The organism is uncultured Ruegeria sp. (genome assembly GCF_947504215.1).
Taxonomy (GTDB): Bacteria; Pseudomonadota; Alphaproteobacteria; order Rhodobacterales; family Rhodobacteraceae; genus Ruegeria.
The window spans coordinates 24,332-40,346 of record NZ_CANNGO010000018.1; the positions used below are offsets into that span (position 1 = coordinate 24,332).

Sequence of the window (16,015 nt, forward strand, 5' to 3'; positions counted from 1 at the left end):
ATCAGTTTCCTCGTCCATTGAACGTGGTGTCTTTGTAGGCGCGTTCTCCGCTGCTCAGATCTTCCACCCAGATCCGTACCGGCGTTGTATCAGCGCTCGCAGGTGCCGTATCCTTGGAAGAGACTATATAAACGCGGGTCAATTGTGCAGTATCCGCGGTGACGTTCACAGTATCAATCTCCGTACCCTCAATTGCCAGTTTCATGGCAGGATCGCCGGCCAGAGACAGCTTGAACAACCGGTCCTCGCCATGTTTGTTGCGCAGCCGAACGTCATAGGTATTGCGGATCGTGCCATCCGAAAGGGTCACGAAAGTTGGGTTTCGCACCGGTGCGACGGTCAGATCGATGTCCGAGCGGATGAACAAGGCAAACATCAGCGCAAATCCCACCAAAGACCAAAGCGCCGTGTACATGACTGTACGGGGACGGAAGACGTGTTTCCAAACACTTCTGGGTGGCTCACCGGACCGTTCGCGGGTCTCGTCACTCAGCGCCATATAGTCGATCAGACCTCGGGGTTTGCCAATCTTGGCCATCATGTCGTCGCACGCGTCGATACATAGGGCACATGTGATGCATTCGAGCTGCTGACCATCCCGTATGTCGATGCCCACAGGGCAGACATTCACGCAGGCCATGCAATCGATGCAATCACCTAGCTCTGAATCGGTCGTCCGCTTACCTTTGCCACGAGGCTCCCCCCGCCATTCGCGATAGCCGACCACAAGCGTATCTTCATCCATCATTGCAGCCTGAATACGCGGCCAGGGGCAGGCGTAGATGCAAATCTGCTCGCGGGCGAACCCGCCGAAGAAAAAGGTCGTTCCTGTCAGGATCAGCATAGTCGTGTAGGCCACCGGATGCGCATTGCCTGTCACAAGATCCCGCGCCAAGGTTGGGGCATCGGCGAAATAGAAGACCCAGGCGCCGCCCGTGGCCAGACCAATCAGAAACCAGGATACCCATTTCGTCAGCCGCAGCCGGGCTTTTCGGAGATCCATTTTCTCTTGCCGCTGCAATCGCAGCCGCGCATTCCGGTCCCCTTCGATCCAGCGCTCGACCAGAATGAAAAGATCTGTCCAGACGGTCTGTGGGCAGGCATAGCCGCACCACACGCGACCAAGGGCCGAGGTGAACAGGAACAGGCCAAGGCCCGCCATGATCAGTAGCCCCGCCACAAAATAGAACTCGTGCGGCCAGATCTCGATCCAGAAAAAGTAAAACCGGCGGTTTGCCAAATCCAAAAGGACCGCCTGATCTGGCAGGCTGGGGCCACGATCCCATCTGATCCATGGTGTCACATAATAGATACCCAGCGTGACCAGAAGTATGATCCATTTCAGATTGCGAAACGGACCGGATACGCGCCTTGGAAAGATAGGCTCTCGAGGGGCGTACAGGCTGGGTGCGGGGTCGGACTCGCTCACTGGCTGGCTCCACTAATGGATGTTCTGACGACGCTTTTTCCAGATCATGTGTTGATAGACTTTGACATGGGTCAAAACGCGCATCGAACAAACATCTTTTAGCACATTTCTTGCGCCTGACGTTTGAGCCATTTCACAAATGTCTTCACAGCGGGTCTGACAGGCGTTTTACCAGTTAAAACGTGATATCCGCTGCCTTCAGGTTCGGCATACAGTTCGATCAGTCGCCCCGCAGCGATGTCGTGCTCGACGAAATGTCGCACGGTCGCCGTCACGCCTTGGCCCGCGCGAAGCCCTTCCAGCAGCAAATTCCCCGGAAGAGAGATACTTCCGGCGCTGGGCCCATGATCCACGCCGCGTTTGGCCAGCCATGTCGTCGCCTCAGTCGTTCCGAATTCCTCTAGCCATGGCAGTTTGTCAAGATCTTTTGGCGTCCACGAGGTCTTTCCCCCCAACAGACTGGGTGCAGCAACAATGACAAATGGCGTTTCCAGCAACATCTCGGCGTCGACTCCGGGCCAGCCGCCTACACCGTATCGGATTGCAACATCCACCCCACCGGGACTTAGCGTGACAAGGTGCGGGGTCGGGTCGAGCGCCAGATTCACGTCAGGATGTTCGGCTTGAAAAACCGGCAGGCGCGGCATCAGCCAGAACGCAGCAAAGGATGCGGTCAGTGAAACATGGACCGGACGCTCTTGGCCCGTCCGCATCAAATCCTCGACAGCGGTACCAATTGAACCAAACCCAAGTTGCAAAGCGCGTGCCAGTTGCTGCCCTTCTGTGGTCAGCGACAACGACTTTCCAGTTCGGTCCAACAAGCCGACACCCATATGCTTCTCCAAGGCACGCAACTGTTGGCTTATTGCAGCATGGCTGACATTTAGCGCAGCCCCGGCCGGCACCACCCCACCCTTTTCGGCGAAGGCTGAAAAGGCTCTGAGCGAAGCCAGCGGCGGCAGGTTGAGCCAATCCATATGTAATTTCCTCTTACATATACGAATTGCAATTGAGTCGCATTTTTTAGCCCGAAGATCAATCCTGAGACTGTTCCAACACAATCAGAGGAGAGACCCGATGCTCTCGGTCTTTGCCAGAACTTTCATGAACGCCACTCGAATGCTTGAGCCGGATGACAATTACGCGCGTCGCGAAGACACCCCACAAAGACGTTGGCTGCCGGACGCGCATTGGTGGAAAGAAGACACCCGCGGCGGCAAAGCTCCACGCCATTGAGGGTGGGGACGTCACGCGTCTGGACCGGATCCGGTCGGAGATGTAGTCTAAAAAAGTAGCACCGGCTGTTCTGGAAACGCGCGAACAGATGGAACAGCCGGTGCCCTAACCTCTGGGCGGTGGACCGCCCGGAGGTATTCTTTATCCGTTACTGGCCGCCACCCAATTGGTGAACATAAGCCGACACAGCGCGGATTTGTGCCTCGGTCAATCGGGTATCCCAGGGCGGCATAATGCCGAAGCGGCTGTACTTGACCGTTTCGGTCAATGCCTCTTCGCTGCCGCCATAAAGCCAGATCGCGTCTGTCAGGTTCGGTGCGCCCTGGATGACATCACCGGCGCCATCTTCTCCGTGGCAGGCCGAACAATTGTCTTCAAAGACCACCTTGCCGGCCTGTGCAGCCGCATCATCGCTTTGGGCATTTGTCAGCGACATCACGTATTGCACCACCTGAGTGATCTCTTCCGGCTCTAGTATCTCGCCAAAAGCGGGCATCTCGGAATACCGTGTGTCGTCGCTTTCCTCGCTACGGATGCCATAGCTCACGGTGGTTACGATGTCATCCAACGTACCGCCCCAAAGCCACGCGTCATCCAACAGGTTCGGAAAGCCCGTCGCGCCTTGCGCGCCTGAACCATGGCACTGTGCGCACCATGTGCGGAATACGGCACCGCCCGCGTTCACCGCGTATTGTTGCAGCTCTGCATCCCTGGCGATGTCTTCCAATGGGGTTTCGACCAACTTGGCATTCCACGGTGCATTTGCCTCTTCAAAGGCGACCATTTCCTGCTGCACCAGTTCACGCGAGGACCAACCCAGAACACCTGCAGTCGCGGACTGCACCAAAGGCCATGCGGGATACATGATCGTGTAGATGACGGCCCAGATGATGGTGACATAGAAGGTCCACAACCACCAGCGTGGCATTGGGTTATCGAATTCCTCGATCCCGTCCCAGGTGTGGCCAGTGGTGTTCGGATCACCCGGCTGTTTTTCAGGTGTCTTGCTCATTTACTCGCCTCCTTGGATTCGGCGGGTTTGTCGCCCGCGCGGGGCGCAGCTTCATCGTCGCCCCGCAGGGGCGCTGGCGCATCGGCGTGCCGGAACGGGATGTTGGCGGTGTCCTTGTATTCTTTGCTTGCACCGGGGCGGAAAACCCAGATGACGATGCCAATGAAAAAGACGAACAACAAAAGCAACATCCAGCTGTCCGCGAACTGCCTAAGGATCGTGTATTCTTCCATCACACCCTCCTTTAACGGTTTGCATCTGGGGTGAAGGTCGAGAAGTCGACCAATGTACCCAGCATCTGCAGGTAAGCGATCAGTGCATCGGCTTCGGTCAGCTCGGGCTGGCCATCAAAGTTCCGAACATTGACCTTTTCGCCATAGCGCTCCAACAGGCCGTCATAGTCGCTGTCTGGGTCGGCCTGCGCGCGGAAATCCAGCACGGCATTCTCGAGCATTTCATCGGTGTAAGGTGTCCCGACCAGAGCGTTCGCAGCCATGACGTCGCCGATGTATCTGCCGTCAATCCTACGATTTTCGAGGAAGCCGTATTTGGGCATCACAGATTCCGGCACTACGGATTGCGCATCGCGCAGGTGGTCCACATGCCACTGATCCGAGTAGCGGCCACCGACTCGCGCCAGGTCTGGCCCGGTGCGTTTCGATCCCCACTGGAACGGATGGTCATACATCGATTCAGCCGCCAGCGAATAGTGGCCATAGCGTTCGACCTCATCCCGCATCGGACGGATCATTTGGCTGTGGCAGACATAGCAGCCTTCGCGGATGTAAATGTCACGCCCCGCCATCTCGAGAGGGGTGTAAGGGCGCATGCCCTCCACCTTCTCAATGGTGTTCTCAAGATAGAACAACGGGGTGATCTGTACGATGCCACCGATGGTTACGACCAAAAAGCTGAAGATCAGCAGGAGGGTCGCGTTGGTCTCGAGGATCTTATGTTTGTCGAGAATTGCCATTGCTCCGGCCCTCCTTATTCAGCCGGGACCGCGACGGTCAGGCTGGCCTCTTTGGCCGGCGCTTTCCGTACAGTCATCCACAGGTTGTAGCACATGATCACCGAGCCAGCGAGGAACAGAACCCCACCCAGACCGCGGACCACATACATCGGGAACTTGGCCGCGACGGTGTCGGCGAACGAGTTCACCAGGAAGCCGTTGGCATCCACTTCCCGCCACATCAGGCCTTCCATGATACCGGTGACCCACATAGACGCGGCATACAGAACGATGCCAATGGTCGCGAGCCAGAAGTGCCAACTGACCATTTGTAGCGAGTAAAGACGCTCGCGCTTCCACAGAACAGGCACGAGGAAGTACAGAGCACCAAAGGTGATCATGCCATTCCAGCCCAGCGCACCCGAATGCACGTGACCAATGGTCCAGTCCGTATAGTGGCTCAGCGAGTTGACCGCGCGGATCGACATCATCGGACCCTCAAAAGTGGACATGCCGTAGAAGCCCACCGAGATCACCATCATGCGGATGATCGGGTCGGTGCGCAGTTTGTCCCATGCACCCGACAGGGTCATCAGACCGTTGATCATACCCCCCCAGGACGGCATCCACAGCACGATCGAGAACACCATGCCCAGCGTCGAAGCCCAGTCAGGCAGCGCGGTATAATGCAGGTGGTGCGGACCGGCCCAGATATACAGGAAGATCAATGCCCAGAAGTGGATGATCGACAGCTTGTAGCTGAACACCGGACGTTCGGCCTGCTTCGGGATGAAATAGTACATCATCCCCAGGAAGCCCGCAGTCAGGAAAAAGCCCACAGCGTTGTGACCGTACCACCACTGGATCATGGCGTCTTGCACACCCGACCAGACGATAACGGATTTCGAACCCCAGATGCTGACAGGGACGGTCATGTTGTTGACCAGATGCAGCATCGCGACGGTGACGATAAAGGCCAGATAGAACCAGTTTGCCACGTAGATATGGGGCTCTTTCCGCTTGACGATCGTGCCCAGATAGACAGCAAGGTAAGCCACCCACACGACAGTCAGCCACAGATCTACATACCACTCAGGCTCGGCATATTCCTTGGATTGGGTACCGCCCAACACATAGCCGGTCGCGGCCAGGACAATGAACAGCTGGTATCCCCAGAAAACAAACCACGCGAGGTTGCCGCCCCAAAGGCGCGCTGCACTGGTCCGCTGAACCACATAGAACGAGGTTGCGATCAGTGCATTGCCGCCAAAGGCAAAAATCACGGCCGAAGTGTGCAGGGGCCGCAGGCGCCCAAAATTCAGGTACCCCTGCGCCCATTCAAAGTTTAGCTCAGGAAAAGCCAGCTGAAACGCGATGAAAGTTCCGGCTAGGAACCCAACCACACCCCAAAAGGCCGTCGCGATCACGCCGTAACGTATCACGTCATCCATGTACTCTGACGAGCGGTCAACAAGGATATCTGGCTCATCGGTGTTGCGCAGCGTCCAGATGAACAGCCCACCGGCAATCAACATCACCAGTACCGCATGCACCTGATACGCCAAATCCCGTGCGTAGTTGGTCCCGATCGCGGCGAACAGCACGACCAGCCCAAGCACGATCAGCTTGATGTAATTCGACATTTTGCGTCCCTTTGAATTGCCTCACACGATTCCGATTCCCTCGCCGCGCAAGACCCTTTTGTCTGGTTGCTGTTTTGTCGGACAGCGACCAACGCTGCTTTGATCTGTGTCAAGACAATAGCCCGAAATCTATGACACGCATAAGCTGATGGATGGGTTACCTGGTCGCATGGGACCAAATGCTCAAAATATGAGGTCGATATGGGCTACAAATCTCTTCTCACAGTTATGACCGAAACAAAAACAGCTCAGGCAGCATTGGCTCAGCTGGCGGCATTGGCCGAAGCACAGGATGCCCACGCCGAAGCGCTATGTCTGGGCGTGGATCGCAGTCAGACCGGTTATTACTATGCTGGCGCCAACGCTTTGATCCTTCAGGAAACGCTAAGCCGTGCCAACGCCGAAGCGGATGAGGTGCTGAATTTCGCTAAGGATTTTCTGGGAAAAACCGGTATTCGCTGGTCTGCTGAAAACGGCGTTGCGCAAATTGCGGATATCGGGCGCCATGTGGCACACAGGGCACGGTTCTCAGATCTGGTGGTCCTTCCCCATCCCTATGGCGAGGATCCGGGTGCCGAGGCAGAGCCGATAATCGAAGCGGCCATGTTCGAAGGTCACGCGCCTGTTCTGGTGGTTCCTAACGACGCCGAGCCGTTTTCTGAGCCGCGCAAAGTGATGATTGCCTGGAACGAGAGCGTCGAAGCCATGCGAGCCATTCGCCGCGCCTTGCCTTTCCTCAAACACGCTGACTTGGCGCATATCGTGGTGATCGACCCTCCGCGCCATGGCCCGGATCGGTCAGATCCCGGTGGACTGTTATCCCAGATGCTGGCGCGGCACGGCGTAAAATGCGAGATCGAAGTGCTCAGCAAAACCATGACCCGAGTGTCCGACATTCTGAACCGTCACGCGTTAGACACCGAATCAGATTTGATCATCATGGGGGCTTATGGCCATTCGCGATTCCGCGAGGCCATTCTGGGCGGCGCAACGCGCAATATGCTGGAACAGTCGGTCGTGCCGGTCTTCCTCGCCCACTGATCTGAGAAATTCAACAAGCCGCCTGACAAGGCGGCTTGTCTATCAGCGTCGTATCAATCCGATCAAGAACAGCAAGATCACGGCTCCGACCGTGGCAAACAGTATCGACGAGATCAAGCCGCCGCCCACAGCGAACCCAAGTGCCGGGAAAATCAAACCCGCAAGAAAGGCCCCGACGATCCCGACAATTATGTTTCCGATCAGGCCAAAACCCCGGCCTTCCATGATCTTGCCCGACAGCCAACCGGCGATTGCACCGATCAAAATCATGGCCAATAGGCTACTGAATGTCATGCGCTGCTCCTGATATTCGTTTCATCCCGACCAGTAGATCACGGCTGCAGTTCGGGGTCACGCAGGAACATAATCAAACCAAAAAACCACCATCTGAATCGTCGCCAGCTTCGTCCATCAACCGCGCCATATCCGGGATCGTGACGTGCCGCTTGCCTTCCAGCAAAATCACACTGTCCCGTTTCAAAGCTGATATCTGTCTGCTTACCGTTTCAAGAGTCAGGCCAAGATAGTCTGCCATTGCCTCACGCGTCAGCGGTAGGTCGAAAACAATTGGCCCAGACTGAGCCTTCTGACTGACCGACGCATCCCGGCGCGCTATGATCGACAAAAGGCTGGCGATTTTCTCACGCGCGGTTTTGCGCCCCAGCACGAGCATCCATTCGCGGGCTGCATCCAATTCATCCAGCGTCATCTGCAACAGACGGTGCGCAATATGAGGTGTCGAGTTCATCAGGTCTTCGAACGGCTTTTTACGAAAACAGCACATCACAACGTCAGTTGTTGCCTGCACATCGTAAGGGGCCGTCTCGCGGCCAGGACGACCGACAAAATCGCTTGGCAACAGCAAGCCCACCATCTGCGTTCGGCCGTCTTCCATGGTCTGTGTCAACGACGCAATGCCCGACACGACAGACCCGACAAAGCTCATCTGATCCCCTGACCAGATGATTGTCTGCCCGGCCTCAAAGCTGCGGTAATACTTGATGCCCTCAAGTTCTTCGAGCTCATCAGTGTCACAATGCGCGCACACAGCCCGATGCCGGATCGGGCACCCCTCGCAATTGGTGTGGTCAAATTGGGCCTTCACGGTCATGCGCGTTTCCACTTGATCTCTGTCAAAGTCGCTAAGTCGTATCTCACCTAAGGGTATCGATATGATAGTGAAACCACAATTGGCAAAGCTTGGACTATTTGACGCGAAAGTCCCGCGTTACACAAGCTATCCCACCGCCCCGCATTTCAACAATGACGTGGGGGCGGGTCGTTTTGGCGACTGGATTTCGGGGATTAAACCGGGCAGCGAGATCTCACTGTATATCCACGTTCCATTCTGCCGCAGGCTGTGCTGGTTCTGTGCCTGCAGGACGCAGGGAACACAAACAGACAATCCAGTGATCGCCTATGTGGATGTTCTAAAAGCAGAACTGGACCTGCTAGCCGAGCGCTTGCCAGACGGTGTGGTCCTGTCGCGCCTGCACTGGGGTGGCGGCACCCCGACGTTGCTAAACCCGGGATTGATGCGCGATCTGGCACAGCACATTCTGGGTATCGTACCAATGGGTCCAAACGCAGAATTCTCGGTCGAAATTGATCCGAATGAAATTGACAACGCGCGACTGGACGCGCTGGCCGGCGCGGGAATGAACCGTGCGTCAATTGGCGTTCAGGATTTCGATGATGAGATTCAGAAGACCATCGGACGCGTCCAAAGCTACGACACCACACGTGACGCGATCGATATGATCCGAGCCCGAGGAATCAGCAGCCTGAACGCCGATATTCTGTATGGCCTGCCGCACCAAACCAAAACGCGGATGACGGAAAGCGTGCAAAAGCTGCTGTCGCTCAGCCCTGATCGGGTTGCGCTCTATGGATACGCGCATGTGCCCTGGATGGCGAAGCGGCAACAGATGATCCCGTCTGATGCGCTTCCCACACCTGAACAAAGGCTGGAGTTGTTCGATACCGCGCGGCGGCTGTTTATGTGGGACAACTACGCCGAAATCGGAATTGATCACTTTGCCACAAATGACGATGGCCTGACCCACGCTTTGCATGCGGGTCGTTTGAAACGCAATTTTCAAGGTTATACCGACGATCAGGCCGAAGTTTTGATCGGGATTGGGGCCAGCTCAATCTCTCGCTTTCCGCAAGGATACGCACAGAATGCTCCGGCGACGTCTGCCCACACGAAAGCAATCCGCAACGGTCAGTTTTCGACCTCGCGCGGCCATCTGTTCGAAGGTCAGGACGTTTTGCGAGCGCGTTTGATCGAGGCTCTGATGTGCGATTTCCAGATCGACACAGCCGAGATCCTTCGGGACCACGATATCTCCGCTGCCGAGTTACACGGTATGTATAGCGCCGCGAACGCGACCTTTGATGGACTGTTGCGCATTGACGAGGACGGGCTGTTCGTTCCGCCCGAGGCGCGCCCGTTGACCAGGATGATCGCCCGCAGCTTTGATGCTTATGATCTCAGCAAAGCCGGGCACAGCTCGGCGATCTGACCAGAATTGGGCGGGCCGATATCGGCCACTCTGCAGCATTCCTGAACCGGGGCTTGACGTACGCCCTGGCTTTTCTCCACACTAAAGACGTGGGGAAACTGACCACCCCACAGCCTGAGGCAGGCTAGATTATAGGCGATCCATGCCGACGCTGACGCGCTCGACAACTCCTTTCGTGCATCCATTCTGCAACCTGAAAGAAGGACAGCACCTATGCGCGTTTTTACCGTCCTCGGGCCCAGTCAATCGGGCAAGTCTACACTGGTCGAGGCCATCAGCCGCCTCGATGGCCGGCCCGCCACGTTCGACGTATCCGGAACCGTGCACCTGCACGGTTTTTCTTATTTGGACGAGCCGTGGTGCGCGGTTGACGTGGATGGTGGTGGCGATGCGCTGGCGTATGTCGGCCCGGCCATGGCGATCTCGGACGCAGGCGTCATTGTGGTTCCACCCGACCCCGATGCCGCCGTTTTATGTGCCCCTTATCTGCGCCTGGTCGAAGAAGCCGGTATTCCCTGTTTCTTGTTCATCAACCGGATGGACAGCCCAAATGGACGAATCCGCGACATCATCGCGGCACTGCAAACCTATTGCAGCCACCATATCACGCTTCGTCAAGTGCCGATCCGTGACGGCGGTACGATCATAGGTGCTGTCGATCTGATCTCGGAACGGGCCTGGAAGTATCAGGAGGGGCAACCCTCGGCCCTGATCGAGCTGCCGCAATCCGTGGAAGACCGCGAACAGGAAGCCCGTACCGAATTGCTCGAAACCCTGTCGGATTACGACGACCATTTGTTAGAGCAACTGATCGAGGACAAGCAGCCGCCCAGCGCCGAAATCTACGACCTTGCCGCACAAGTGTTGCAAAGCCACCAACTGATTCCAGCCTGTCTGGGCGCGGCCAGCCACGGCAATGGTCTGACCCGGCTGATGAAAGCATTGCGGCATGAAGCCCCGGAGTTTGACATCGCAGCAGGCCGGGATGAGGCGGCGGACAGTGCCCGCGCTATTGCGGGTTTCGCGGATGTCAAAAAGCACATCGGCAAGATCGTCGTGCTGCGTGGTCTGGGTGATGGTGTAAAAGCGCATGAAGCTTTGGGCGGGGAGACAGTCGGCAATCTAACCACGTTGGATGCCAAAACCCAGATCAGCGCTTTGGGGGCTGGACAGATCGGGTTGGCGGTGAAATCCGATCACCTCAACCCCGGCTTTCTTTATGACAGCACTTCGGCCACGCCACTCCCGGAATGGGCAGCACCCCACCCGGCTGGGCATCGGCAAGTGGTATCCCCGGCGCATGAGCGTGATGATGTACGTCTTTCAAATGCCTTGACCCGGATGGTCGAGATCGATCCGGGCCTGCATATGGAACAGGACGAATTGAGCGGACATGCGGTTCTTGGCTCGCAGGGCCCGCAGCATATGCGCCGGGTGACAGCCAAATTGGCCGAGGATTTCGGCATCGAAATCCAAGCCGACCCGGTGGAAACCGCGTATCGTGAAACCATCAAATCGACCGTCGAACACCGGCAGCGACATCGCAAACAATCTGGCGGTGCTGGTCAATTTGCGGATGTCGTCATCTCGGTTGCGCCAATGCCGCGCGGTTCAGGGTTCCAGTTCGAAGAAGTCGTAAAAGGTGGTTCGGTCCCCAAGAACTATATCCCGTCCGTCGAACATGGCGCCAAAGACGCGTTGGTTCAGGGTCCAGAAGGATTTCCGGTGGTCGATGTGAAGGTCACACTGAGCGATGGCAAACACCACAACGTCGACAGCTCGGACTACGCCTTCCGAACGGCGGGTAAAATTGCCGTGCGCGAGGCGTTGCCGCAAGCCAAACCCGTGGTCCTGCAACCGATCCTGAATGCGGAAATCCATCTGCCATCTGATTTCGTAGGCGATCTCGTGCCGACAATCAGCACGTTGCAAGGGCAAATCCTGGGGTTTGAGGTCAACCCAAATGCCGCAGGCTGGGAGATATTCAACGCCATGTTGCCGGCAGTGGCCGAAGATGAACTGCACCGAACGCTCGCCAGTGCCACCCGGGGCACAGGCTGGGTGAAGCTGAGCTTTGACCATTACGAAGAACTGCGCGGGCCGGTGCCAAAGAGCGCTGTTCGCGAAAAAGCCAGCGCCTAAGAAGGGTTGCGTGTTCTGTACTAAACATAAAGCTGTCGAAGGTGCCAAGAAGCCTTCGACACTACTTTTGATATGCTACAGTTTAGATTTGAGCCACTCCCACAAGTGTTCTCCAAACAACACCACGAAGACGACGATACACAGGACAACCTGGGCAGAGAATGAGTCCCAGAACTCCTCGCTAAAAAAGCTCAGCAAGCAAGAAACCCCGACAAAGAAAGCTTTTCCAGAATAGTCCTTGCTTTGCTTCTTCATGCTAACCCGCCGCCGCAATCAGTTCGCGGGTGTAGTCGGTCTGGGCGTTTTCAAACAGGTCTTCGGCGGCGCCCATTTCGATCACGTCGCCATTTCGCATAACGATGACGTTGTGCGACATCGCCCGCACAACCTTAAGATCATGGCTGATGAACAAATAGGCCAGCCCGTATTTTCGCTGTAACTCGCGCAGCAGATCGACAATTTGAACTTGCACCGTCATGTCGAGCGCACTGGTGGGTTCGTCCAACACCAGAAGTTTAGGCCGCAGAACCATCGCGCGTGCGATCGCGATACGCTGACGCTGCCCGCCTGAAAACTCATGTGGATACCGGTCCATCGAGGCCGGATCCAAACCAACTTCGGTCATTACTTCGGCCACCAAATCGCGCGGGGCCCGGTGCGGATCGACGTTATGAATGGCCAGTCCTTCAGCAATGATCTGCTGGCAGGTCATACGGGGGCTGAGGCTGCCGAACGGATCCTGGAACACGATCTGCATGTCCTTGCGCAGCCGCCGCAGCTCGCGCGTGGACCAGCGGCGTACATCCTGATCGCGATAGGTGATTCCACCTTCGGAAGCGATCAGCCGCATGATCGCCAACGCGAGTGTTGTCTTACCCGAGCCGCTTTCGCCGACAATACCCAGGGTCTCGCCTGCGCGTACACTCAGCGTCGCATCGTTGACGGCTTTTACGTAGCCAACTGTGCGTTTCAGAAATCCACGTTGGATCGGGAACCAGATTTTCAGATGATCAGTTTGTGCAACCACTTCCGCGTCGGTGGGCACAGGGTCGGGCGAGCCGGATGGTTCGGCCGCAAGTAGCTTGCGCGTATACGGATGCTGCGGGTCATCAAAAATCTCGACAGTCGGACCAGTTTCGACGATCTCACCGTCTTTCATCACACAGACCCGATCTGCGATCCGCCGGACAATGCCAAGATCATGGGTAATGAATAACATCCCCATGTTTTCCGACTTCTGTAGGTCGGCCAGCAATTCCAGAATCTGCGCCTGAATGGTCACGTCCAACGCAGTTGTGGGCTCGTCTGCAATCAGGATGTCGGGTTTGTTGGCCAGTGCCATAGCGATCATGACCCTCTGTCGTTGCCCGCCAGACAGTTGGTGCGGATAGCTGTCCAACCGATCCTGTGGGTCACGTATGCCCACTTTGATCATAAGCTCAATAATCCGGTCTCGTGCCTCATCCCCGGTCAGACCCTGATGCAGCGCCAACGATTCCGCCATCTGCTTCTGGATCGTGTGCAGCGGGTTGAGCGAGGTCATCGGTTCTTGAAAGATAAAGCTGATGTCATTGCCACGCACATCCATCAAACGCTGATCCGAGGCGCCGATCATTTCCTGGCCATCATATTTGACAGAGCCCTCGACTATCGCGCTGTCGCCCAACAGGGACACGGTGGACAGCGCTGTCACGGATTTTCCGGAACCGGATTCGCCGACCAAAGCGACGGTTTCACCGCGATCAACAGTGAATGAGACACCTTTGACGGCAGATGATATCTGACCGTCCTGCCGGAACGAGACCTTAAGGTTGTTCACATCCAGCAAGCTCATGAAAAGGTCTTTCTCGGATCAAATGCATCGCGGACGCCTTCAAAGATGAAGACCAGAAGCGACAGCATGATGGCAAAGGTGAAAAACGCAGTGAAGGCCAGCCAGGGGGCTTGCAGGTTCTGTTTCGCCTGTAGGGTCATTTCACCCAGGGACGGTGAAGAAGAGGGCAACCCGAAGCCAAGGAAGTCCAAAGAGGCCAAGCCTCCGATGGTGCCCGTCACGATGAACGGCATGAATGTCAGCGTCGCCACCATTGCGTTTGGCAGCATATGACGGAACATAATTGTCATGTTACCCACGCCAAGCGCCCGTGCCGCACGCACGTATTCAAGGTTTCGCGCGCGCAGGAATTCGGCCCGCACAACGCCCACCAGACCCGTCCATCCAAAAAGGATCATCAAGGCTACGAGGAGCCAGAAACTTCGCCCGAGAATGGCGAACATGATGATAATGACATACAGGGACGGCGTCGCCGACCATATCTCGATGATCCTCTGAAAGATCAGGTCAAGCCAGCCTCCGAAAAACCCCTGTATGGCCCCAGCGAAGATCCCAATCAAACTGGCCGCGCCGGTCACGATCAGCGTGAACAGGATCGATAGGCGGAACCCATAGATCACTCGGGCCAGCACATCCCGTTTGGTATCATCCGTGCCCAGCAGGTTTTGGCTGTTGGGCGGCAGAGGTGCCGCTCCGGGGCGGTCCACGCTGGTGTTGAAAGAATACGGAATCAATGGCCAGATGGCCCAGCCACGTTCGAACCCGTCAGCCTGGAATGTACCCGTATCAATCTGTTCGATGATGCCGTCAGGGTCGTCAAAGCATTGCTCAAGACCACCACTGTCAATCAGGCATCGGACCTCAGGGTCGCGATAGATCGCTTCGGTTTGGAAGTCGCCGCCAAAATCAGTTTCGGCGTAGAAGTTGAAGATGGGCGTGTAGAACTCACCGCGGTACTTCACCAGGATCGGTTTGTCATTCGCGATGAATTCGGCAAACAAAGACAAGCCAAAAAGCACCGAGAAAATGATCAGCGACCAAAAGGCCCGGCTATTGCGCCGAAAGCTACGCCAGCGCCGCTGGTTGAGAGGGGAAAGTGCCATTTAACCCTCTCGTTTCTCAAAATCGATGCGCGGATCGACCAAGACATACATCAAGTCACTAATGATACCGACAACCAGCCCCATCAAGCCAAAGATAAATAACGTACCAAATATGACTGGGTAATCTCGCGCGACAGCGGCCTCGAAACCAAGACGGCCAAGCCCATCGAGCGAGAAGATCGTTTCGATGATGATCGAACCGCCAAAGAACACGCCGATGAACACCGCAGGAAAGCCCGCGATGACGATCAACATCGCGTTGCGGAAGACATGCCCGTACAGAACCTTGCTTTCGCTCAGCCCTTTGGCGCGCGCGGTCATAACATACTGTTTCTTGATCTCATCCAGAAACGAGTTCTTAGTCAGCAGGGTCAGCGTCGCAAAGGCCGAAATCGTCAGGGCGATGATCGGCAGAGCGATATGCCAGAAATAGTCTGTGATCTTGCCGAACAGGCTCAGGCTTTCCCAATTGTCCGAAGTCAGCCCTCGCAACGGAAATATCTGCCAATAAGATCCGCCCGCAAACAGCACAAGCAACAGGATTGCAAAAAGGAAGCCTGGAATGGCATAGGCGACGATGATGGCACCACTGGTCCAGGTGTCAAACCGCGAGCCATCTTTGATGGCTTTGCGAATTCCAAGCGGGATCGACACCAGATAAGCGATCAATGTGGACCACAGACCCAACGAGATGGAAACAGGCATCTTTTCCAGAACCAGATCGATAACACTTATCGAGCGGAAATAGCTCTGGCCGAAATCCAGCGTCAGATAGTTGCCCATCATGTTCAAAAACCGCTCGAGCGGCGGTTTATCGAAGCCGAATTCCTTTTCGAGTTCGGCAATAAATTCAGGCGGTAAACCGCGTGCACCGACGTACTTGTCATCGAACACTCCACCGGCGGGCTCAGCCCCAGCACCTGCATCACCGCTACCAGCGAATCCTGCGAAGACATCGCCCTGACCTTCGATCTGTGCGATGATCTGCTCGACGGGCCCACCCGGCACAAATTGCACCAGCGTGAAATTGACGATCATAATACCCAAAAGAGTAGGGATGATCAGCAATAGCCGTCTTAAGATATACGCGCCCAT

General features: G+C 56.2%; 15 protein-coding genes. 4 read left to right on the forward strand and 11 right to left on the reverse strand.

The features are described 5' to 3' along the window. Position 1: 1 nt before the first annotated feature. A complete protein-coding gene (gene ccoG / locus Q1B21_RS20805; protein WP_299892795.1) occupies positions 2-1,429 on the reverse strand; it encodes a cytochrome c oxidase accessory protein CcoG in 1,428 nt (475 codons plus the stop codon). Positions 1,430-1,527: 98 nt separating this feature from the next. Continuing rightward, complete coding sequence (locus Q1B21_RS20810) at positions 1,528-2,406, reverse strand: LysR family transcriptional regulator (protein WP_299892797.1); 879 nt, start codon at positions 2,404-2,406, stop codon at positions 1,528-1,530. Positions 2,407-2,506: 100 nt separating this feature from the next. Here Q1B21_RS20810 and Q1B21_RS20815 point away from each other — a divergent pair, with 100 nt between their 5' ends. Then, the gene (locus Q1B21_RS20815) at positions 2,507-2,665 is read left to right on the forward strand and encodes a hypothetical protein (RefSeq protein WP_299892799.1); all 159 of its coding nucleotides are present in this window, start codon (positions 2,507-2,509) and stop codon (positions 2,663-2,665) included. 148 nt (positions 2,666-2,813) lie between these two features. On the opposite strand, the gene ccoP is transcribed toward Q1B21_RS20815, so the two are convergent. From ccoP to ccoN, 4 genes are read right to left on the reverse strand one after another with little or no spacing between them, the layout of a single operon-like run. Next, positions 2,814-3,677, reverse strand: a complete 864-nt coding sequence (gene ccoP / locus Q1B21_RS20820; RefSeq protein WP_299084716.1) for a cytochrome-c oxidase, cbb3-type subunit III — start codon at positions 3,675-3,677, stop codon at positions 2,814-2,816. After that, positions 3,674-3,910 carry a cbb3-type cytochrome c oxidase subunit 3 gene (locus tag Q1B21_RS20825; protein ID WP_299892801.1) on the reverse strand — a complete coding sequence of 79 codons (237 nt, stop codon included), beginning with the start codon at positions 3,908-3,910 and terminating at the stop codon, positions 3,674-3,676. The genes ccoP and Q1B21_RS20825 overlap by 4 nt, the downstream gene beginning before the upstream one ends. A gap of 11 nt (positions 3,911-3,921) precedes the next feature. Then, positions 3,922-4,650, reverse strand: a complete 729-nt coding sequence (ccoO, locus tag Q1B21_RS20830) for a cytochrome-c oxidase, cbb3-type subunit II (protein ID WP_299892803.1) — start codon at positions 4,648-4,650, stop codon at positions 3,922-3,924. A 14-nt stretch (positions 4,651-4,664) separates the two neighbouring features. Beyond that, entirely contained in the window at positions 4,665-6,272 is a 1,608-nt protein-coding gene (ccoN, locus tag Q1B21_RS20835) for a cytochrome-c oxidase, cbb3-type subunit I (RefSeq protein ID WP_299892805.1), read from the reverse strand. A gap of 201 nt (positions 6,273-6,473) precedes the next feature. On the opposite strand from ccoN, the gene Q1B21_RS20840 reads away from it, so the two are divergent. Then, entirely contained in the window at positions 6,474-7,313 is an 840-nt protein-coding gene (locus Q1B21_RS20840) for a universal stress protein (RefSeq protein WP_299892807.1), read from the forward strand. A 42-nt stretch (positions 7,314-7,355) separates the two neighbouring features. On the opposite strand, the gene Q1B21_RS20845 is transcribed toward Q1B21_RS20840, so the two are convergent. Together Q1B21_RS20845 and fnrL are read right to left on the reverse strand one after the other, a co-directional pair. Then, complete coding sequence (locus Q1B21_RS20845; RefSeq protein ID WP_298937796.1) at positions 7,356-7,607, reverse strand: GlsB/YeaQ/YmgE family stress response membrane protein; 252 nt, start codon at positions 7,605-7,607, stop codon at positions 7,356-7,358. A 73-nt stretch (positions 7,608-7,680) separates the two neighbouring features. Further along, the gene (fnrL, locus tag Q1B21_RS20850; protein ID WP_298937795.1) at positions 7,681-8,424 is read right to left on the reverse strand and encodes a transcriptional regulator FnrL; all 744 of its coding nucleotides are present in this window, start codon (positions 8,422-8,424) and stop codon (positions 7,681-7,683) included. Positions 8,425-8,485: 61 nt separating this feature from the next. Between fnrL and hemN the strand changes: the two genes are divergently transcribed. Then, on the forward strand, positions 8,486-9,841 hold the full coding sequence (gene hemN / locus Q1B21_RS20855; protein WP_299892809.1) for an oxygen-independent coproporphyrinogen III oxidase: 1,356 nt from the start codon (positions 8,486-8,488) through the stop codon (positions 9,839-9,841). Positions 9,842-10,054: 213 nt separating this feature from the next. Next, the gene (locus tag Q1B21_RS20860) at positions 10,055-11,983 is read left to right on the forward strand and encodes an elongation factor G (RefSeq protein WP_299892811.1); all 1,929 of its coding nucleotides are present in this window, start codon (positions 10,055-10,057) and stop codon (positions 11,981-11,983) included. A gap of 256 nt (positions 11,984-12,239) precedes the next feature. Here the strand turns inward: Q1B21_RS20860 and Q1B21_RS20865 are convergent, their stop codons facing one another. From Q1B21_RS20865 to Q1B21_RS20875, 3 genes are read right to left on the reverse strand one after another with little or no spacing between them, the layout of a single operon-like run. Continuing rightward, a complete protein-coding gene (locus Q1B21_RS20865) occupies positions 12,240-13,817 on the reverse strand; it encodes an ABC transporter ATP-binding protein (RefSeq protein ID WP_299892813.1) in 1,578 nt (525 codons plus the stop codon). Beyond that, positions 13,814-14,920, reverse strand: a complete 1,107-nt coding sequence (locus Q1B21_RS20870) for an ABC transporter permease (protein WP_299892815.1) — start codon at positions 14,918-14,920, stop codon at positions 13,814-13,816. Before Q1B21_RS20870 ends, Q1B21_RS20865 begins: the two co-directional genes overlap by 4 nt. After that, entirely contained in the window at positions 14,921-16,015 is a 1,095-nt protein-coding gene (locus Q1B21_RS20875) for a microcin C ABC transporter permease YejB (RefSeq protein WP_299892816.1), read from the reverse strand.

What these genes read in the sequence shown, in the direction of transcription:
- hemN (WP_299892809.1), top strand. Translation starts at nt 8,486, where the DNA reads ATGATAGTGAAACCACAATTGGCAAAGCTTGGACTATTTGACGCGAAA.
- Q1B21_RS20870 (WP_299892815.1), bottom strand. Translation starts at nt 14,920, where the DNA reads ATGGCACTTTCCCCTCTCAACCAGCGGCGCTGGCGTAGCTTTCGGCGC.
- fnrL (WP_298937795.1), bottom strand. Translation starts at nt 8,424, where the DNA reads ATGACCGTGAAGGCCCAATTTGACCACACCAATTGCGAGGGGTGCCCG.
- Q1B21_RS20840 (WP_299892807.1), top strand. Translation starts at nt 6,474, where the DNA reads ATGGGCTACAAATCTCTTCTCACAGTTATGACCGAAACAAAAACAGCT.
- Q1B21_RS20825 (WP_299892801.1), bottom strand. Translation starts at nt 3,910, where the DNA reads ATGGAAGAATACACGATCCTTAGGCAGTTCGCGGACAGCTGGATGTTG.
- Q1B21_RS20875 (WP_299892816.1), bottom strand. Translation starts at nt 16,015, where the DNA reads ATGGGCGCGTATATCTTAAGACGGCTATTGCTGATCATCCCTACTCTT.
- Q1B21_RS20860 (WP_299892811.1), top strand. Translation starts at nt 10,055, where the DNA reads ATGCGCGTTTTTACCGTCCTCGGGCCCAGTCAATCGGGCAAGTCTACA.
- Q1B21_RS20815 (WP_299892799.1), top strand. Translation starts at nt 2,507, where the DNA reads ATGCTCTCGGTCTTTGCCAGAACTTTCATGAACGCCACTCGAATGCTT.
- Q1B21_RS20810 (WP_299892797.1), bottom strand. Translation starts at nt 2,406, where the DNA reads ATGGATTGGCTCAACCTGCCGCCGCTGGCTTCGCTCAGAGCCTTTTCA.
- Q1B21_RS20865 (WP_299892813.1), bottom strand. Translation starts at nt 13,817, where the DNA reads ATGAGCTTGCTGGATGTGAACAACCTTAAGGTCTCGTTCCGGCAGGAC.
- Q1B21_RS20845 (WP_298937796.1), bottom strand. Translation starts at nt 7,607, where the DNA reads ATGACATTCAGTAGCCTATTGGCCATGATTTTGATCGGTGCAATCGCC.
- ccoP (WP_299084716.1), bottom strand. Translation starts at nt 3,677, where the DNA reads ATGAGCAAGACACCTGAAAAACAGCCGGGTGATCCGAACACCACTGGC.
- ccoN (WP_299892805.1), bottom strand. Translation starts at nt 6,272, where the DNA reads ATGTCGAATTACATCAAGCTGATCGTGCTTGGGCTGGTCGTGCTGTTC.
- ccoO (WP_299892803.1), bottom strand. Translation starts at nt 4,650, where the DNA reads ATGGCAATTCTCGACAAACATAAGATCCTCGAGACCAACGCGACCCTC.